Source organism: Actinomycetospora sp. 2LY8.5 (assembly GCF_057180585.1).
In genome coordinates this window covers 1-18,965 of record NZ_JBXUHE010000034.1, presented here as the reverse complement: position 1 = coordinate 18,965, position 18,965 = coordinate 1, and the positions used below count along the sequence as shown (strand labels likewise).

Genomic DNA, 18,965 nt, shown 5'->3' with positions numbered 1-18,965 from the left:
CCGCTCTGCGCGACCCGCGGCCGTCAGGAGCGGGTCCGGTGCGGCGGCGGTGCGAGGCGGTGCGGGAGCACCAGCACCGGGCAGGCGGCCTCCCGCAGGCAGCGCGCACTCACCGAGCCGAGGAGCGCGGCGCGAGCCCGCCCGCGGCCGCGGGAGCCCACCACGAGGACGTCGGCGTCACGGGCGGCGTGGAGGAGGATGCCGGCCGCGTCGGGACCCTGGGACAGATGGAGGTCGACGTCCCGGACCTCGTCTCCGACGAGCCCGGGGACGACCTCCGCCAGCTGGTGCCGGGCGACGACCTCCATCTCGGCCAGCGACGGCGTCCCGGTCTCCTCGACCGCGACCGCGGCGTCCCAGACGTCGCGGATCTTCCACGCCCACACCACCCGCAGTGCGCTGCCCGTGAGCCGAGCGAGCGAGGCCGCCCACCGCACGGCCTCACAGGCCTCGTCCGAGCCGTCGAAGCCCACCACGATGAGAGCGATGCCCCGGGCCCTGACCTCCTCGATCCGGTGACCGGGGCCCGCGGCACCCTCCGGGCGGGCGGACCCCGCCTCCTCGTCCACGAGCCCGTCCTCCCCGTCCGTGCCGACCCTCCCGCCGACCCTCCCGCCGACCCTCCCGCCGCGCATCACTCCGCCGCAGGCTCCGCCCCGGTCCGGTCGGCGGGCGTCGGCACGACCAGCACCGGGCAGGGTGCGTGCAGCACACAGCTCAGGCCGACCGAGCCGAGGGCCAGGCTGCGCAGCGCACCCCGGCCGCGGTGCCCCACGACCAGGAGATCGGCCCCCCGGGCGGACTCCACGACCACGTCACCGGGGCGGCCGAGGCGCGCGTGGATCTCCACGGGCACACCGGTGTCCGGCTCCGCCGCCAGCACCCGAGCGACGTGCTTGCGGGTCGTCTCCTCGTTGGCGGCCTGCATCTCGCTCTGGGCACGCGCCGTGAGGCCGTAGAACGCCTCGAGGGAGACCTCCGGGCGCTCCCACGCCGAGACGACCTCGAGCCTGCCCCCGCGCAGCGCGGCCTCCTGCAGCGCCCGACGCAGTGCGGCGTCCCCGTGCGCCGACCCGTCGATCCCGACGACTACGCGCGGCCTCGTCCCGTCCGCCATCTCGGTCTCCTCGTGCTCGTCCTCGTCGCGGGCGACGTCGCCCCGGCCGCGGTCGCGACCCACGCGACGACCGAAGTATCGAGGGCGCACGGACCGCGGATCAGGGGCGAAGGCCTCGACCGAGGTCCCGGAAGGAGGGGACCTTGAGCCCTTCGTGCGTGGCGAGGGCGAGCCCTCGACGCCCACGACGACCGGGCGCCCCCTCAGCGGGTCGGACCCGCAGCCGGGCCGGTCGCAGGGACGACGGCCACTGGGCACGACGCCTCGTGCACGAGGGTCCGGCTCACCGAGCCGAGCAGGAGCCCGGCGAAACCGCCGCGACCGCGCGTACCGACCACCACCATCCGTGCCCCGCGGGCGTGCCCGAGCAGCGCGCGCGCCGGGTGCGCGCGCTCGACCACCGGGGTGATGGCGACCTCCGGGTGGGCGGCGGAGGGCCCGGCGAGCTGCGCGCAGAGCAGGTCGTACTCGCCGCGCGGAATGGCCTCCGCCTCGAGCAGGTCCTCCAGCTCCGGTGTCGGGCGGAGGTCCCACCAGGTGTGGACGGCGACCAGAGAGCACCCGGCCGCGGCCGCCGCGTCCACGGCGAAGGTGGTGGCCGCGCCACTGGCCGGCGAGCCGTCCACCCCGACCACGACCGGAGCGTCGGGCGCGGGCGGCGCTCCGTCACCGACGACCACGACCGGTCCCCGGGCGTGCGCCGTGACCGTGGCGGCGACCGAGCCCGTGAACGGCCCCCCGGACGCGCGGTGCGCACCCACCACGAGCGGTCCGTGGCCTGCCCTGTCCAGCAGCACGGTCGCCGGCGGGCCCTCCACCAGCTCCGAGGAGACGAGGAGATCGGGAACCTCGCTGTGAGCGACGACCGCCGCGTGGGAGATCCCCTGCCGCGCGCCGTCGAGCAGATCGTCCTGGTAGCGGTGCCACAGCAGCGGATCGGCCATGAGCGCCGCGTCCACGCTGGAGTAGGCCAGCACGATCTGGAGGTCCCGCCCGCACGCCCTCGCCGCGCGCGCCGCCCAGCGCACCGCGTCCTCCGCGGGCCCGGAACCGTCGGTGCCGACCACCACCGGCCGGCCCGGACCGGCCCCGTCGCCCGACACGGCCGAGCTCAGGCGAGGGCCGCGTCACGCGCCTCGCGAACGGTGCCGATGTGCACGCCCGCGAAGTCACCGACGGCGCCCCCGTCGCCGACCCGCCCGATACGCACGCCGGGGAAGTCCACGACCCAGCCCGCATCGTCGACCCGCCCGATCACCACGCCGGCGAAGTCCACGACCCGGCGCGCCTCGTCGCCAACGGTCCCCATGGTGCCCCCTCTCCTCGCGCGGGCCCTCGCCCGCCCGGCACGACGCTCCAGCGCCACGGCATCGGGCACCCGGGCCTTCCGGGCCCCGCACGGCAGGTCCTTGGTCTCCGGGATCACACCTCGACGACGGTCCAGGACCCGTGACTCGCCGGCGAACGCACCGCCGTGGCCGCGGCGGTCACGGCGTCGTCGACGGCCCTCGCGGTGTCGATCACGGTGGCTTCCGGCCACGGGTCCGCGTCGGCGGCCATGACCGCGGCCACCAGCGGGGTGGCGTCCGAGGCCGCGCCGCGTCGCGCGCGGAGACGTGCGTCAGCGACGTCGCGCGGCACCTCGCAGCACAGCGCGGTGATCGGGACGGAGCTGCGGGCCGCGAGGGCCCGCGCCGCCTCGCGACGCGTGGCCTCGGTCCACGAGGCGTCGAGCACCACCGATTCGCCGCGCGCGAGGAGCCCCTCCGCGCGGTGGAGGAGCTCCTCGTAGGTCGCGGCGGTGTGCTCGGGGCGATAGAGGCCGCTGCGGTACTCGGCCGCGGCCGGGGTGACCGGGTCGATCCCCGCGATCTCCTTGCGGATGCGGTCGCTGGACAGCAGCGTCGCCCCGAGACGGTCGGCGAGACCGCCGGCGACGGTGGTCTTGCCCGTCCCGGGCAGCCCCCCGACGAGGATCAGCCGCACGCGACCGGCCTCGAGGTGGTCGGCGGCCAGATCGAGAAGGTCGCGCGCCAGAGGCGCGCTCCCCCCGCCCTGGTCGACGCGGACACACGCCACCGCCGACCGGACCGCGGCGCGGTAGGCCACGAAGTGGTGGCGCAGCGCCGGCGGTGCCGGATCGTCGGCGAACTCGGCATACCAACCGAGAAAGCGCTCGGCGAGCTCGGCACCCCCCAGGCGCTCGAGGTCCATGGCGAGGAACGCCGCGTCGTCGAGACCGTCCACGTAGCGCAGCCGATCGTCGAACTCGAGACAGTCCAGCACGACGGGACCGTCGGGCACGCAGAACACGTCGTCGGCGAGCAGGTCGCCGTGCCCGTCCACCACGCGGCCGTCGGCGCGGCGCAGGTCGAACAGGGCCCGGCGCCCGTCGAGGAAGGCCTCCGCGCCCGCGGCGACGCGGGCGACGAGATCCGCGGGCAGGACGGTACCGGCGTGGCGACGCAGCCCGTCGAGCACGCCGGCCCACCGGACTCTGGCCGCCTCGAGCGTGCCCTCGTGGTCCACCGCCAGGTCGTGGACGGCGGCGCTGTGGAACGCCGCGAGCCGACGTGCGAGGGCCCGCAGGTGGTCGTCGACCGGCTCCCCCGCACGGACGAGGGCAGCGAGGCTGCGCTCGGCGGGCATCCGCCGCATCGCGACCAGATACTCGGCGGCAAGGCCGTCGGGGCCGAGCAGCGTCTCGAGCCCGAGGTAGGCCTGCGGGCTCAGTCGCCGGTTGAGCGCGATCTCCCGCAGGCACGCCGCCCGGCGCCGTGCGAGCGTCGTGAAGTCACAGAACCCGAGGTCGACCGGTTTCTTCATCTTGTGGACGCGATCGCCGGCGAACCACAGCACCGCGGTGTGCGTCTCGACCACCGCCGGCTCGACGCCGCTCACGGTGCGCCCTCCCCCACCGCCGTGTGACTCGGCGTCCCCGCGGGGCCGAGCGGACCGAGGACGGCCACCGGGCACGGAGCCGCGGTGAGGACCGAACGGGCCGTGGAGCCCGGTCCGCGCAACGTGGCGGCGCCGTCGCGACGGTGCCCGACAACGAGCTCGTCCGCCCCGGCGGCACGCTCCAGGAGGGCTCGGGCGGGCCGCTCGGCGACGACCTCGGTGGTGACCGGCACGTCGGGGCCGTAGCGGCGGGCGGCCGCGACCAGCTCGTCGAGCTCGCGCTGCGCCCGGGCGAGCTCGGCGTCGGACACCTCGGCGGTCTCCAGACCTTCCCGGGGCGGCACCACGCGGACGGCCTCCACCGACGCGCCGAGCGCCGCGGCGCTCCGGAGGGCGTGGGCGAGCACCGCAGGCGCGGACGGTCCTCCGTCCACCCCGGCCACGACCGCGCGCCGGACGACCGTGGTCGGAGCCGTCGGTCCGCGGTACTCGGGGACCACGAGAACCGGGCAGGGCGCCGCGGCGACGGCCCGCTCGGTGAGGTGCCCGGCCTCGCTGGCCAGACGCCGGTGTCGGTCGCCGAGGACCAGGACCGACCCGGCGCCACAGGCCCCGACGAGGATGGCGAGGGCGTCGCCCGCGCGGCAGACCAGGGACGCCTCGAGGTCGGGTGCCGTGCGCGCCAGATACGCCTCGGCGCGCCGACCCGCGTCGTCGGGCCAGGGCGCGACCGGCGTCGCGGGGCCGTGGGCGTGCACCAGCGTCACCCCGCCGCCACGCCACCGGGCCTCGGTGGCCCCCCGGTCGAGCACCCGCGGACGCAGGAGTCCGTCATCGATCCCGACGACCACCGGGTCGTTCCCGGCGCGGCCCGTCACACGCCCTCCTCGGTCCACACGCGCTCCGGGGAGACCCAGCGCGCGGCCGCCGCGGACGACAGGACCGCGACCGGGCACGGTGCGGCGCGGATCACCGCCTGGCTGGTGGACCCGATCAGCGGGCCGATCACGGCACCACGCCCCCGGGACCCGAGCACGACGAGCGCGGCGTGATCGCGCGCCGCAGCGAGCACCTCGCCGCTGGGTGCGCCGTGACGCACCACCTCGTGGATCCGCATCCCCGGGTGCTGCGCGGCCGACCCGGCCCGGGCCTCGGCGAGAACGCGTCGGCGCGCGTCGTCCTCGGCGTCGGTCGCGCCCCGCGGGAGCACACCGATTCCGGTGATCCTCGTGCGCCACCGATCGGCGACATCGACGGCGAAGGCCACGGCGCCGTGTGACTCGGGGGAACCGTCGATCGCGGCCAGGACGGGGCCGACGTGCCGGTCCTCGGGATCCCAGCGCGCAGGCACGACGACCACGGGGCACGCGGCCTGCGCCATGGCGTGGACCAGCGTGCGGCCGAGGGTCAGTTCGAGGGCGCCGGCGAGGTCCCGCGCGGCGAGGACGAGCAGGTGCGCGCGACGGCTCACGGCGACCAGGGCCGGCCCGGCGACCCCGTCGACGACCGAGAGACGCACGGCGAGCTCGGGTGCGGCGGCGATCGCGATCCGCCGCGCCTGGTCGAGCAGCGAGAGGGCGCGTCCGGTCGGGGCGTGCAGCTCGTCGGCTGGGCGATGTGACGGCGGGAGCACCTGCACGAGGTCGAGGGGCAGACCCCGGCGGTCGGCCTCTCGAGCGGCCCATCCCACGGCCCGCAGGGTCGTCGGATCGCCGTCGACGCCGACGACCACACCCGCGGGCGGCACCGAACGATCGATCATCTTCTGCCTCCTCGGACCTGCGGTGACAACCGCGCGGCGCGGCTCGCTCAACGGCTCCAGGCTCCGCGTCGGCGCGTCCCCGCGGCAGGGCCGGAAGTCCGTCCCTCCCCGAGACCTCCGGGGCCAGAGGTCCCGGAGGTCTCGGGAGGCCGGCGCCGTCGACGACGCCGCCCCGCGCTCGACGACGGCCGCCAGGTGGTGATGCGTCGGTGGCCCCAGGCCCGGGCGCTGCAGCAGCGGGCCCGAGCTGCGGACTGGCTGGTCACTCTGATCACGACGGCTGATGGCGCGACCTGAGCCCGCCCGGGCCGGGGTCAGGTGGGCCGGGAGGACGAGCGGTCGTCGATGTCGCTGTCGTCGGGTCCGGTCTGGGTCCGGCCGCCGAGGTGGCGGGCGAGGAAGCGCTCGGCGGCGCGGATGTAGTCGATCTGGCTCTCCGGGTTGACGAACCCGTGTCCCTCGTCGTCGTTGACCAGGTACTCCACGTCGGCCCCGCGCTCGCGCAGCGCGGCGACGACGTTGTCCGACTCTGCCCGCACCACCCGGACGTCGTTGGCGCCCTGGACGATGAGCAGTGGCGTGCGGATCCGGTCCAGGTGGTGGATCGGCGAGCGGGCGGCCATGTCGGCCGCCTGTTCGGGGACGTCCGGGTCCCCGACGTAGCGGATGAAGACGTTGGCCTGCTGTTCGCGGGCGAACGGCGGTATCGTCCGCATGAAGCTGGCCAGGTCGGAGATCCCGACGTAGTCGACCGCGGCGGCGAACTTCTGCGGGGTGAAGGTGACCCCGACCAGTGTGGCGTACCCACCGTAGGAGCCACCGAAGATCGCGACGCGGTCCGGGTCGGCGTAGCCGCGGGCGACGGCCCAGTCCACGGCGTCGATCAGATCGTTGTGCATGGCCCCGGCGAACTCGCCGATCGCGGCCTGCATGTGGGCCTTGCCGTAACCGACCGAGCCCCGGAAGTTGACCTGCAGCACCGCGTAGCCGCGGTTGGCCAGCAGCTGGACCTGCGAGTCGAAATCCCATGCGTCGCGGTACCACGGGCCGCCGTGCACCAACAGCACCAGCGGCAACCCGGCCGGTTCCACCCCGACCGGCAGGGTCAGGTACGACGGCAGCACCAACCCGTCGCGGGCCGGGATCGTCACCGGCGTCATCGGGGCCAGCACGGCCGGGTCCAGCCAACGGTAGGGCCGGAACAGCAGCCGGGACCCACCGGTGGTGTGGTCGTAGAGCCAGGTCACCCCCGGGTCGCGGTCATGGGTGAACGACACCACCCACCGGGTGCCGCTCTCATCGCAGGAGACGCCCTCCAGGTCCCCCTCGGAGAGCTTCTCGACGTTGGCGAGCACCTCGGCGAAGTGCGGCTCCACCGCCTGGATCACCTGTCGCTCACCCAGGTACCGGACGCCGAGCAGCTCCCCGGTGCCGCCGTGGCGGATCAAGGGCGACGCGGTCGACAAACCCGCCCCCTGCATCACCACGCGGCGCTCCGCGTCGAGGTTGAGGTGCGGGTGGCCGTCGACTTCGGTCTGCGCGCCGGTGGTCAGGTCGAGGCGCGCCAGACGCATCCGGTCGGTGCCGGCGTAGGAGCCGAACCACATCCCGGACCCGTCCGCGGTCAGTTCCCCCGGCGCCGGGCCGTAGATGTGGTCGAGACCGGAGAGCTCGGCGATCGGCTCCACCGCATCGCCGTCGTGGCGCGAGACGATGTGCGTGCCGTCCTGCGCCAGGCTCACGGACACCGGGCGGCGGTCGGACGGCAGCAGCCAGCCCGTGACCGAGCCCGGGTTCTGCGCGAGCACGGTCAGCTCTGCGGTGGCCACGTCCAGCTCGGCCAGGTCCATCTCCGTGACCACGCGGTGGTTGATCTGCAGTACCACGGTGCCCGGCCGCCCGGGCGGCTGCTCCCAGGTCAACACCCGCGCACCCTGATAGGGGGTCAGGTCCACCACGGGCAGATCGGGCGCGTGCAGGTCCACGCGGAAGAGGTGGAAGTTCTCGTCGCCCCCCTTGTCCTGCTGGTAGATCAACCAGCGGGAGTCGTGGGACCAGGCGAAGCGCTGGATACTGCGCGTGGCATCAGCGCTGACCCGGCGCGGTTCGCCGTCTGCCCCATCGACCGGGCCGAGGTCGGCCACCCACACGTTGAGACGATGGCGCCACGGCGCCAGGAAGGCGATCCGGGTGCCGTCAGGGGAGATCACCGCGGCACTCCGCTCGGGCGGCGCCAGCAGGTCCTCCACCGGGATCACGTCGGGAAGGGTCGGGCCGGTGACGGTCATCGTCATCCTCTCGTCGGCTGCGGCGGTGCGGCCAGGGCACGCCATGCCGTCGCGGCACAGTCCAAGACGAGTGACAGGGGTCACCGACAGACCGTCGACTGAACGGAAGGCCGAACAGCCACGCAAGCGCATCGGGACGACCTCGGCGGGGTCAAGCCCGGGAACGTGGATCACGCGGCCATCCGGCGCCTCGGCCCACGGCCGCTCCGGGCCTCGTGTGCACCATCGTGTCGGGTCCGCGACGGGTGCCGGCGGGGTCGTGGGCTCCTGCCCGGTCGGCGGGCGTCCCGATGGTCCGGGCCTTCTGGCCCTGTCCCGACCTCGGGCACCACGCGCACCGTGGCTTCTGGCCCGCCGACGACGCCGACGACGTGGCGGACCGGAAGGCGGACACCGCACCCGGGCACCGGCGGGGACAGGGAGCCGGGGCCGGACGTCCCCCTCCGGGCGGGCCGTTCGCGCCTGGGACCACCGCACTCCCTCGCCCACCCTCAGGGGTGCGGGGACACGTGAGTCGAGGGAGACGTCATGGTCGGGAGCCGCGAGACCGAGGTGCTGTCGGTCGGCGACAGCCTCGAGCTGCTCGACACGACCCCCGTCGGTCGGCTCGTGTTCACAGAGAAGGCCCTTCCCGCGGTCCACCCGGTGAACTTCGTGCGACACGGTCGCTCGATCATCATGCGGACCGGTCCGGGCAGCAAGCTCGATGCGGCCCGTCGTGGCGACATCGTCGCGTTCGAGGCTGATCACGTCGACCCCGAGTCGCGGACCGGGTGGAGTGTCATGGTCGTCGGGCACTCCTCGATCGTGAACGACATCGAACGACTGGTCGACGTCATCGACCACCGATACCGGCCGTGGATACGGGGCCGGGGTCTCCACGTGATCCAGATCGACGCCGAGCGCATCACGGGCCGGCGCCTCGTCCTCGACCCGTGGCAGGACGACGGCTGACGTGGCCCGGGGGTGGTGGGTGCGCCGTCACGACGGTGTTCCGCCGGCGAGCAGGGCGGCGAGCACCCCGGCCGGAGAGATGAGCTGGAGGGCCATCCCGCCGCGCGGGCGCACCGGCAGCGCCGGCAGACCGGTCGCGAGCAGCCGATCCGCGGCGCGGCGAAGCGGATCGTCCGGGGCGAGCACCTCGACCCCGCAGGGGTGGTCGAGCACGTCGTGCACGGTGCACCCGTACTGGAGGCGGGGCCCGCCCCCCGGCCACCGCTCGGCGAGGGCACCGGCGGTCACGACCGCGATCGGCAAGCCGTCGCGCATGACGACACCGCAGCGCTCCTCGTCGCCGTGCAGCCGGGTCCAGGCCTCGGGCAGCGACGTCGCCTCCGGGATCAGAGTGGCGTGACGAGCCACCCTGCCCACCGGCACGTCGAGGCCGACCGGCCCGACGGCGGACGGCGTGGCGGACACCGTCGACCGCCTCAGGCCGCAGCCGGCTCGGGCACGACGGTCACCGGGCACGACGCGTGCAGCACGCAGCCCAGGCCCACCGAGCCCAGCACGACACTGCCGAAAGCGCCCCGCCCCCGGTGCCCGACCACGAGCTCGTCGGCCCCGCGAGCGACGTTCACGAGCACCTCGGCCGGGTGGCCCGCCAGCGCCTCGACGGTGATCGCGGGCGGCGGCACGTCCCACGCCGCGTCCTCGGCCACCTCGCCCGTCACCTCGTCGACCATCATCCGAGCGGCCGTCAGCTCCTCCTCCCGCAACGCCTCGGGGTCGGGCAGCGAGCTCGCCGATCCCGGCCCGTATCCCCAGGCCGCCCACATCTCCGGCGGCTCGTACACCGCGACGGCGCGAATCCGGGCGCCGCGGCGAGCCGCGGTCCGGATCGCCTCCTGCAACGCGAGCCGCGATCCGTGCGACCCGTCGATCCCGCAGACGACCACGCCCTGGCTGCCGTTGTCGGTCATCGGAGCTCCCTTCCTCGGTGCTGCCCGCGCCACCACGCTCGCAGCACCGGCCCGGCGGGAGCAGAGCCGGACGGTCCGCTCGCTGCGGGACCTCCGGACCCGCGTCCTCGCGTCGGACACCCACGACCACGGACGGTTCGTGTTCGTCGTCCGCGGTCGTCCGCGGTCGCCCGCGTCCCGACCACCCTCGCGGGGTCCGTCCGGCGCGCGGTCACGGCGATGGCTCGGGCGCCGTCCCTCCGTGGGGAGCCGGCCCGGTCCGGTCGGAGCCGCTCGGTGTCACCGCAGCCACGCGTGGCGCCTGACCAGGGGACGACTGGCCCACCACTTCCCCAGCCCCCAGGTGTCGCCGGACAGCGTCACCGCCGAGATGATCAGGAGCAGGGCCTCGTGCCAGTGCGAGTCGACGATCGGGTTCGTGGTCGGCTCCCCGATCCACGGCAGAGCCACGAGGTACATGAAGAACAGCAGCGCCGTACCGGTGACCGCGGCGATCCGGAGGCCGGCGCCGGCCACCATCGCCACACCGATGCCCAGTAGTCCGACCATGAACAGGACGTCGCCGAACGGGTTGAGGAACAGCGTCTGGAAGATGCCCGCGAACGGTTGGGCCGGGTCGAGGTTACCCAGGAAACCCTGCGCCGGAGTTCCTCCGCGGATCCAGGCCCGCTCGGCGGCTGTGGTGAAACCCAGGCCGATCGCCTTGTCGAGGAACGCCCAGAGGAACGTGAACCCGATGACGATGCGGCCCGCCGCGAGGACGCGGCGCACGCCGGGTCGGGTGACGACGTCCTCCTGTGTCACGATGGGAACGACGGAACGGACCTCTGACGAGCTCGTGGCCATGATGTGCCTCCTCCGGGGGCGGGACGAACGGCTCTGTCACCGTGGATGTGATCCTCGGCCGCTCTCCGACCGGACGCGTGAGCCGAGAGTCCCGGAATGTCGGGAATTCGACCCGGGTCGCTGCCCGCGTGCCGAGGCCGTTGGTCCCGGACCCACGTGCCCGTCGTCGGGCGGCCCCGGAGGCCGGCGAACGTCCTCACCCAACGGCCTCACCCAACGTCCTCACCCAACGTCCTCACCCGGTGCGCGGTGCGACCAGCGGGACGACTCGGTTCGAGCGCATCGCGGCGATCACCCGCTCGACGGTTCGTCCTCTGGGTGACCGGGACGGCGGACGGCCCGGAACAGCCCTGGCGGCGATCCTGCCGCTCGCGCGGTGTGGATGCTGCCCACGGTCGCCGGCAGCTTCGTCGGAGTCGCGATCGCCTCGGTCCTCGCACGCACGGTCCGCCCGGCCGTCCTCGTCGCAACCGGCCTCCTGGTCGCCGCCGCGGCTTCCTCGCCGTCAGCACGGTGACCCCCGAGTCCCACGCCGGCACGCTGATCGCCGCCCACCGACCCTCGGAGGTGGCCGCCCCGGCGGACGTCCGCAGGACGGCGCCCTACTCCTGGGTCTCGGCCATCGGCTGGGGGGATGCGACCGCCCTGCTCCGGGTCCGCCCGCAGGCGAGGTGCGCGAGGATGCGCGGAAGGCTCGTCGAGCCGGCCGGGCACTGTGCGTACACGCCGGCGAGGCGCAGCAGCGCGGCGGCGTGGTAGGCGCGTAGCGCATCGGGGTCCGCGGGGAGTGCGTCGCTGAGGGCGGCCGCACAGCGCTCCGTCGTCACGGCGGAGCAGCGCCCCTGCAGGTGACGCAGGGTCAGGTGGGCCAGCAGGTTGGCGACGTCGAGGGTGGGGTCCGCGGCGCAGAGGGTGTCGAGGTCGAGGAGGCCGACCGCGCCCGTGGGGTCGTCGAGAACCTGCTTGTCGTGCAGGTCGCGGTGGCAGGCCACCCGCGGGCGGGGTGGCAGGACGAGCAGCGGTGCCGTCACCTCGTCGACCAGGGCCGAGTGCGCGGTTCCGAACGTGCCGCGGCGTACCACGGCGATCTCGTCGGCGGGCCCGTGTCCCGGAAGCCCGTCGACCGGCGCCGTCTGCAGGGCGGCCAGCGCGCTCCCTACCCGCGCGCACAGGTCGACGGCCGCGGGCGGGTCATCGCGCAGCAGCACGTGCAGGGGCGGGCCGGGCAGGGCGTGGAGCCTGACGTGGTCCCGCCCCTCACCACACACCGCGGGAACGCGCGGCGCTCCGGGGACGCCCCGCAGCATCGCCGCGGCTCGGCGCAGCGTACCGGCGAGGCGCACGCCGCGCCCGGCACGGAGGAGCTTGAGGTAGTGACCGTCCGCGGTGCGGACCACGGCGCGTCGGCCCGGGCGGTGGCTGACCAGGACCGCGCCCGGTTCGGCCAGCGCCCGCGCCAGTCCGGGGAGGCGCGAGTCGTCGATCACGACAACGCCCGTGCGGCATGCTCGGCGAGATCGAGGACGGCGGCGGTCCGGGCGATCCGATCGGGCCGCAGACGCCGAACCGGTTCGGGAGCGCGCAGCAGTGCCGCGGCGAGCACGAGCACCGGCGGCGGATCGCCCCACGGCGTGGCGGGCACGCCGGCTGCCACGGGGGCGATCGCCCACTGGGCGAGGTCCCAGCCGGGCGGCCCGACCGCGGCGCGGTCGAGGTCGAGGAGGACCGCCCGTCCGCCACCCGCTCGCGCCGGGCTCCGCGACGCGCCGTCGGCCGGAGTCACCACGACCTGGTCGGGGCTGAGATCCCCGTGCACGAGGACGCGCTCGGCCGGCCACGCGGCGGTGCTCAGGACCGCGAGCAGCCGGGCGACGCGTTCGCCCTCGGTGGGTACCAGCGCCGCGACCGCCCGGGCGGCACGCTCCGCGGCGGCCCGGATCGTCGGTCCGTCGAGCACCGGCAGACCGGGCGGGGGCGGAGTCGCGTGCAGCGCGGCGAGAGCCTCGGCCACCGGGGCGGCGTCGCGGGGGCCTGCCCCGTCGACCCAGTCGGTGACGACGCGACGGCCCCCGTCCGAGGTCACGGCCGGCGCGAGGTGGGCCGCCACGCTCGCGGGCGGGGCCGTGAGCAGCGTGGTCACCCCCGCCGGCGGGGCGGCGGCGTGGATCTTCACCACCGCGTCCTCGATGCGGCCGACCCAGCGACGTGCCGGGTTGTAGGACAAGGGTGTCCCCGGGGTGACCGGAAGGGCGCCATCGGCGGCGGCGGGCGCGACGACGACCCCGGCGACGCACGCCGCGTCGGGGAGCTCCGCGAGCCGCCGGGCCCTCGCCGCGCCGGGCGGAAACGCGGCCGCGAGCACCGCGACCGGGCCGGCGGGCCCGTCGACGATCAGACCGACCCGCGCGTTGGTGCCCGGCTTCCACCGCAACCGTGCGGCCCGCACCGGGCCGGGCGGAACCCACGGCACGTCACCGAGCAGGGTCACGAGCGCCTCCGGGTCGGCGAGACGAGCGAACCCGGGGAGCGCCGGGTCCGCCGGGTCCGCCGGTGCCGCCGCCGGGCCGGGGCTCATGACGCGCCCCCGAGCGCCGGGGCGGCGGTCGGTGTGATCCGCCCGCCGGCGACCCGCACGACCCGGTGGCACGACGCCAGCAGCTCCTCGTGATGGGCGACGACGAGCACCGTGCGACCGGACGCCAACCGGTCGAGCCCGGCGAGCACGGCGCGGCGGCTCTCCGCGTCGAGCCCGGTGGTCGGCTCGTCGAGCAGCACGATCGGTGCGTCGCGCAGGATCGCGCGGGCGACCGCGAGGCGCTGGCGCTGCCCGCCGGACAGCGAGTCACCACGCTCGGCGAGCACCGTGTCGTACCCGTGGGGCAGCCGGGCGACGAACTCGTGCGCGTCGGCGGCACACGCGGCCGCGACGACCTCGGCGTCGCCGGCCCCCGGCCGCCCCAGCCGGATGTTCTCGCGCACCGTGTCCGCGAACAGCACCGACTCCTGCAGCACCACCGCGTAGGCCCCGCGCACCGAGTCCAGCGTCAGATCCCGCAGGTCGTGGCCGTCGAGCCGGACCTGCCCGTCGGTCGGGTCGAGCTGACGCAGCAACAGGGCGAGCACCGTCGACTTGCCCGCACCGCTGGCGCCGACGATCCCGACGCGCTCGCCGGGACGCACGTGCAGGTCGGCCTGCGTGAGAACGGGCGGCCCGGCCCCGTGGGTCACCGTCACCCCGGCGAGGCGTAGATCGCCGACGACGCGGCGCAGCGGGCGGGCGCCGGGGTAGTCCCGCAGGTCGGGTTCGGCGTCGAGCACCTCGGCGATGCGTTCCCCGGAGGCCAACGCCCGGCCGATCCGTCCGATGTACTTGGCCAGGTTGCGCATCGGCTTGAAGACGCTCTTGAGGTAGCTCAGGAACACGACCAGCTCACCGACGCTGAGCACTCCCTCGGCGACGCGCACGGTGCCCAGGAGCAGCACGGCCGCGGTGGCGACCCCGATGAGCAGGTCGGTGCGCCGCTCCAGCCCGGCGGCGAGGCGCTGGCTGCGGACCCCGCTGCGCAGGCCGTCGGCGTTGCGCCGGGAGAAGCGCCCGGACAACGGCTTCTCGAGCCGGTAGGCCTGGACGACCCGCACCGAGGCCAGGGTCTCCCCCACGATCCCGGCGACCTTGCCCTCGGCCGCGCGCTGGGCGCGGGCCGCCGCGGTGACCCTCCCGCCGGCCCGGCCGGCACCCACCACGAACAGCGGCACCGTCACCAGCACCACCACCGCGAGCAGCGGGTCGAGCACGAGCATCACCACACCCATGCCGAGGAAGGTGACGACGTTGCCGAGCAGCGGCAGTCCCGCGGTGACCCCGGCCTCCTGGATGCGGGTGACATCGGCGGTGAGCCGCGAAAGCAGGTCACCGGAGGAACCGCGCTGGTGGTAGCGCAGCGACTGCGCGAGCACCCGTTGGTACGCAGCGTCGCGCAGCGCGACGGTCACCGAGGCCCCGACCCGCGCGAAGCACACGGTGGCGACGTAGGCCGCACCGGCCCGCACCGACACCGCCGCGAGCACCAGGGCCCCGGCCAGCACGGCCAGCACGGGCAGACCGAGGACGTACCCGCCCGGTAGCGGCTCGCCGGCGAGCGCCGCGGGCAGCACGTGGTCGATGACGATCGTCAACGGCCACGGCTCCGCCAGCGTCGCGGCCACCTCGACGAGCAGCGCGAGCAGCCCGAGCGCCACGAGCTTCTTCTCCCGGCGCACCAGCGGGAGCAGGTGTCGCAGGCTGGTGCGCAGCGACGAGTCACGACGCACGTCAGCTCACCGTCCGCAGGCGCCCGGCCAGCAGGCCGAGCGTGGTCTCGACCGTCGTGGACCAGCTCATCCGGGCCACCGCCGCAGCCCGCGCGGCGGTGGCGAGTCGGGTCCGCAAGCCCGGATCGACGGCCAGGCGGTGCAGGGCCGCGGCCAGCGCCTCGGCGTCGCCCGAGGGCACGAGCAGCGCCTCCGTGCCGTCGACGACGAGGTCGGGCAGGTCCGCGATCGCCGCGGCGACGGTCGGCAGGCCCGCGGCGAGGTACTCGGCGACCTTGAGCGGTGAGAAGTAGTGCTCGCCCACCGGATACGGCGCAGCGGCGAGGTCGGCGCGCCGCAACCACCGGGGCACGGCCGCCGGGTGCAGCCCGCCGGTCGCGATCGTCGGCACGCCGGCGGCGGTGGCCCGGTCGACCGTCGCGGCGAGCCGCGGCCCGTCGCCGATCAGCAACAGACGCAGACCCGCCCCCTCCCCGCGCACCGCGGCGACGGCGTCGACGAGCAGGTCGGTGCCGTGCCACGGCTTGAAGGTGCCGGTGAAGGCAACGGTCAGCTCACGCCGAGGGCTCCGACGTCCGGGCGCGAAGCGGGTGACGTCGACGCCGTTGGGCACGACCGGGATCGCCCGACCCCGGGGATCGACGGCGCTCACCCACCGGGCGACCGGTCCGGCGACCGCGAACGGCGCGTCGGCGGCCTCGAGGGCGCGGCGGGTCGCGGCGACGGCCCCGGCCGGGTCGTGCAGGCCACGGTGCTCGGCCTGCTCGGCCGGCAACGGCGCGTTGACCTCCAGGATCGTCGGGACGCCGGCGCCGGCCGCGGCCTCGAGGGGCGCCGCGCTCCACAACGCGTAGCGGGTGTAGACGACCGCGACGTCCCCACCGGCGCACAGCTCGGCGACGACGCGACCCGCGGCGGCGTCGGCCCGGCGTTGCGCCGCCTCGCGGGCGGCCGGCCCGCCGCCTCCGGGGCGGGGAAGCGCATGCACGACGATCCCCGCGAGGTCGGCCGGCGGCGCTCCCCCGCGCCGTGTCGCCACCAGATGGACCGCGTCGTACCGGCGGACCAACTCACGCAGGATCTCTTGGACGTGCACGGAGCAGCCCTTGGTTCCGAACACCGGTACGCCGGGGTCGGTGACGACGTACACCGCCGTGCCGGCGGCGTCCGCGGCGCTCACGCGACCACCGCTCGGGTGCGCGGTGCCGCGGTCCGCAGCGCACGCAGCGCAGCGGCCTGCCGGGCCCGGTCGAAGGTGGTCTCGACGTGACGGCGGGCGGCGTGGGCCAGACGGACCCGCAGGGCCGGGTCGTCGAGCAGTCCGGCGATCGCGTCGGCCACCGCGTCCGGGTCGCGCTCGGGCACCAGCAGCCCGGTGTGTCCGTCGAGCACGGCCTCGGGGATCCCGGCCACCGGCGTCGCCACGCACGGCGTCCCGAGAGCCATCGCCTCGAGAAGCACCGTCGGCAGGCCGTCCCGGTCGCCGTCGGACGCGTGCACGCACGGCGCGACGAGCACGCTCGACTCCGCGATCACCTCGGCGACCCGGTCGGCGGAGCACGGTCCGTGGAACGTGACCAGGTCGTCGAGCTCCAGCGCTCGGACCTGCCGGCGCAGCACCGGCTCGAGCACGCCTGTCCCGACGAGGTCGAGCGCGACCGGTCGGCCCCGCTCCCGGAGCACCGCGACCGCGTCGAGCAGGTCGGCGACGCCCTTCTTCTCGACCAGGCGGCCGACGAAGGCGACCCGGCCGTTGCGCGTCGAGGGCTCGGTGAACACCACGTCCGCGCAGTCCAGCCCGTTGTGGACACGGTGCACCCGTGTCGCGGCGGCACCGAAGCGCTCGCGCAGCCAGCGCGCGGTGAAGTCGCTGACCGCGACCACGTGATGGGCATTCGCGAGCGCCGTGCGCAGGGCGGCCTGGTCGACGTCGACGTGGAACACGTCCTTCGCGTGCGCCGTGAACGAGTACGGCACCCCGGTGATGCCGGCCGCCAGCCGGGCGACGGTGGCGGCAAGGGTCGCGAAATGGGCGTGCAGGTGGGTCACCCCGGCGCGGTGGACCCAGTCGGCGACGTGCAGCACCTGCGTCACGGTCCGGGCGGGCTCGGCGAGCAGGTCCGGCAGACTCGCGCCCAGCCCGGGGTGGGTGGCGTGGGCGCCCGCGAGGGCGGCCCACAACTCGGGCGCGGAGCGGTCGTGCTCGGGCACCCAGGTGACCGGCGCCCGCACGCGTGCCGTGGCGGGGTGGACGTGGGTGTCGCGCGCGTGACCGAGCGCGGCGACGACGATGTCCTCCCCGGCGGCCTCCCGGGCGAGGATCTCCTGCACGATGAACGTCTCCGAGAGCCGCGGGTAGCGCTTGAGCACATAGCCGACCCGCCCCTGCTCAGGCGACACGGGCCACCGCCCGCAGCTGGGCCGCAGCGAGCTCGCGGACGCGGGCCAGGCCGTCGAGAGCGATGCCGTCGCGGCGTCGGCGACGGGCGGTGGGAAACCAGCCGGCGAGCACCTCGGGAGACAGGTCGTCGGGGTGGGCCTCGTCGACCAGCCCCAGCGCCGAGAGCCGGCGGGCGCGCAGCAGCTGCTCGCCGCGCGGGACCACCCGCGGCACGACGAGCACCGGGGCCTCGGTGGTGAGCAGCTCGGCGACGGTGTTGTACCCACCCATGGTCACGACGGCCGCGGCCCGTCGCGCCCACGCCGTCGGGTCCGGGCAGAAACCGACGACGTGCAGACCCGGATCGGTCGCGGCGACCTCGAGCAGCGCCGCGCGCGCGGGAGCCGGCAGGTGCGGGCCGGTGACGACGACGGCGTCGACCCCGGGGGGTCGGTCCGCCACCGCGAACATGCGTACCAGCCGGTCGCCGTCCTGTCCCCCGCCGAGCAGGCACAGCACGAACCGCCCGGAGGTCGGTGGTGGACCGACCGGCGCGCTCGGCCGTCCCTCGGCCAGCAGCCCGGTGTAGCGCATCATCCGCCGCACGCTCGGCGGCAGCCGGCAGTCCGCAGCGAGGTCCGAGACGCGCGGGTCGCCGTACACCCAGACCTCGTCGTACCAGGCGCGCAACGCCTCGGTCGTACCCAGGCGACGCCACTCGAGCGACGCCGCCGCGGGTGCGTCGAGGACGTCGCGCAGTCCGAGGACCGTGCGTGCCCCCGCCGCGCGCAACAGGGGCAGGGCTTCCTCGAGCTCACCGGCGAACCCCCGCGCGACCTTGTCGACCACCAGCAGGCGCGGTGCGAACGCCGTCAGCGCCGCTGTGAGCACCGACCGCCGGAACGCGACCGTGCGCTCCAGCGGCCCCGTCCATCGGCGGCTGCGGTACCCGCCCTCCGGATCCTTCGCGATGCCGGGCAGGACCAGCAGCTCCACGCCGACGGGCAGGGGGAACCGGCCGGCTTCGGTCGTCGCGCTGACCACGAGCACCTCCGGTGGGTCCTCGCCCGCCCGCAGGGCGGCGGCCAGCGCCAGATTGCGACGCAGATGCCCCAGCCCCATGGTGTCGTGTCCGTAGAGGACCACTCGTTCACCCACCGTGTGCTCCTCGCGGCCCGTCCGGTTCCATGTGACGAGCGTCGAGCCATTCGGTGAACCTCTCCTGAGACCGGGGTGAAGAACCCTTCATCCCCGGCCGGACGACCTTCGCCGGGCGTCGTCGTCGGACCTCCCGTGGGACCCGACCGCCAACGCTCACTGCTTGACCCTTGGTGGCGCGGCGGGCTGAGTAGCTTGCCGTGACACCCCGGTGCCGTCGGTGCATCGCCATGCTGACGCAGCTCGTCGAGAGCCTGGCTGAGAGTTCGCGAGCCCGACG

18 protein-coding genes are annotated in these 18,965 nt (G+C 75.3%); 1 reads left to right on the top strand and 17 read right to left on the bottom strand.

The window, feature by feature from the left end:
* Nucleotides 1–23: 23 nt before the first annotated feature.
* The 8 genes from AC2A1K_RS27200 to AC2A1K_RS27165 form a co-directional block, all read right to left on the bottom strand.
* A complete protein-coding gene (locus tag AC2A1K_RS27200) occupies nucleotides 24–569 on the bottom strand; it encodes a universal stress protein (RefSeq protein WP_483899472.1) in 546 nt (181 codons plus the stop codon).
* A gap of 65 nt (nucleotides 570–634) precedes the next feature.
* The gene (locus tag AC2A1K_RS27195) at nucleotides 635–1,180 is read right to left on the bottom strand and encodes a universal stress protein (protein ID WP_483899471.1); all 546 of its coding nucleotides are present in this window, start codon (nucleotides 1,178–1,180) and stop codon (nucleotides 635–637) included.
* 140 nt (nucleotides 1,181–1,320) lie between these two features.
* On the bottom strand, nucleotides 1,321–2,220 hold the full coding sequence (locus AC2A1K_RS27190) for a universal stress protein (protein WP_483899470.1): 900 nt from the start codon (nucleotides 2,218–2,220) through the stop codon (nucleotides 1,321–1,323).
* 8 nt (nucleotides 2,221–2,228) lie between these two features.
* Nucleotides 2,229–2,426 carry a hypothetical protein gene (locus tag AC2A1K_RS27185; protein WP_483899469.1) on the bottom strand — a complete coding sequence of 66 codons (198 nt, stop codon included), beginning with the start codon at nucleotides 2,424–2,426 and terminating at the stop codon, nucleotides 2,229–2,231.
* Between the two features lie 113 nt (nucleotides 2,427–2,539).
* Nucleotides 2,540–4,018, bottom strand: coding sequence for a bifunctional aminoglycoside phosphotransferase/ATP-binding protein (locus tag AC2A1K_RS27180; protein WP_483899468.1), 1,479 nt, complete (start codon nucleotides 4,016–4,018; stop codon nucleotides 2,540–2,542).
* The gene (locus AC2A1K_RS27175; RefSeq protein ID WP_483899467.1) at nucleotides 4,015–4,896 is read right to left on the bottom strand and encodes a universal stress protein; all 882 of its coding nucleotides are present in this window, start codon (nucleotides 4,894–4,896) and stop codon (nucleotides 4,015–4,017) included. Before AC2A1K_RS27175 ends, AC2A1K_RS27180 begins: the two co-directional genes overlap by 4 nt.
* Nucleotides 4,893–5,780 carry a universal stress protein gene (locus AC2A1K_RS27170; protein WP_483899466.1) on the bottom strand — a complete coding sequence of 296 codons (888 nt, stop codon included), beginning with the start codon at nucleotides 5,778–5,780 and terminating at the stop codon, nucleotides 4,893–4,895. The genes AC2A1K_RS27175 and AC2A1K_RS27170 overlap by 4 nt, the downstream gene beginning before the upstream one ends.
* Before the next feature lie 314 nt (nucleotides 5,781–6,094).
* A complete protein-coding gene (locus tag AC2A1K_RS27165) occupies nucleotides 6,095–8,068 on the bottom strand; it encodes a S9 family peptidase (protein WP_483899465.1) in 1,974 nt (657 codons plus the stop codon).
* 528 nt (nucleotides 8,069–8,596) lie between these two features.
* Between AC2A1K_RS27165 and AC2A1K_RS27160 the strand changes: the two genes are divergently transcribed.
* Nucleotides 8,597–9,022, top strand: coding sequence for a pyridoxamine 5'-phosphate oxidase family protein (locus AC2A1K_RS27160; RefSeq protein WP_483899464.1), 426 nt, complete (start codon nucleotides 8,597–8,599; stop codon nucleotides 9,020–9,022).
* A 27-nt stretch (nucleotides 9,023–9,049) separates the two neighbouring features.
* Here AC2A1K_RS27160 and AC2A1K_RS27155 read toward each other — a convergent pair whose 3' ends face one another.
* The 9 genes from AC2A1K_RS27155 to AC2A1K_RS27115 form a co-directional block, all read right to left on the bottom strand.
* Nucleotides 9,050–9,487 carry a hypothetical protein gene (locus tag AC2A1K_RS27155; RefSeq protein WP_483899463.1) on the bottom strand — a complete coding sequence of 146 codons (438 nt, stop codon included), beginning with the start codon at nucleotides 9,485–9,487 and terminating at the stop codon, nucleotides 9,050–9,052.
* Between the two features lie 11 nt (nucleotides 9,488–9,498).
* Nucleotides 9,499–9,990 carry a universal stress protein gene (locus AC2A1K_RS27150; RefSeq protein WP_483899462.1) on the bottom strand — a complete coding sequence of 164 codons (492 nt, stop codon included), beginning with the start codon at nucleotides 9,988–9,990 and terminating at the stop codon, nucleotides 9,499–9,501.
* 279 nt (nucleotides 9,991–10,269) lie between these two features.
* Nucleotides 10,270–10,794 (bottom strand): hypothetical protein, encoded by a 525-nt coding sequence (locus AC2A1K_RS27145; protein WP_483899461.1) that lies wholly within the window; start codon nucleotides 10,792–10,794, stop codon nucleotides 10,270–10,272.
* 644 nt (nucleotides 10,795–11,438) lie between these two features.
* Nucleotides 11,439–12,323, bottom strand: a complete 885-nt coding sequence (locus AC2A1K_RS27140; RefSeq protein WP_483899460.1) for a phosphotransferase — start codon at nucleotides 12,321–12,323, stop codon at nucleotides 11,439–11,441.
* Complete coding sequence (locus AC2A1K_RS27135) at nucleotides 12,320–13,411, bottom strand: phosphotransferase family protein (RefSeq protein ID WP_483899459.1); 1,092 nt, start codon at nucleotides 13,409–13,411, stop codon at nucleotides 12,320–12,322. Before AC2A1K_RS27135 ends, AC2A1K_RS27140 begins: the two co-directional genes overlap by 4 nt.
* A complete protein-coding gene (locus AC2A1K_RS27130) occupies nucleotides 13,408–15,147 on the bottom strand; it encodes an ABC transporter ATP-binding protein (protein ID WP_483899458.1) in 1,740 nt (579 codons plus the stop codon). The genes AC2A1K_RS27135 and AC2A1K_RS27130 overlap by 4 nt, the downstream gene beginning before the upstream one ends.
* Before the next feature lies 1 nt (nucleotide 15,148).
* On the bottom strand, nucleotides 15,149–16,327 hold the full coding sequence (locus tag AC2A1K_RS27125; RefSeq protein WP_483899457.1) for a glycosyltransferase family 4 protein: 1,179 nt from the start codon (nucleotides 16,325–16,327) through the stop codon (nucleotides 15,149–15,151).
* Nucleotides 16,324–17,547, bottom strand: a complete 1,224-nt coding sequence (locus tag AC2A1K_RS27120) for a glycosyltransferase family 4 protein (protein WP_483899456.1) — start codon at nucleotides 17,545–17,547, stop codon at nucleotides 16,324–16,326. Before AC2A1K_RS27120 ends, AC2A1K_RS27125 begins: the two co-directional genes overlap by 4 nt.
* Nucleotides 17,537–18,685, bottom strand: coding sequence for a glycosyltransferase family protein (locus tag AC2A1K_RS27115; RefSeq protein WP_483899455.1), 1,149 nt, complete (start codon nucleotides 18,683–18,685; stop codon nucleotides 17,537–17,539). The genes AC2A1K_RS27120 and AC2A1K_RS27115 overlap by 11 nt, the downstream gene beginning before the upstream one ends.
* Between the last annotated feature and the right edge of the window lie 280 nt (nucleotides 18,686–18,965).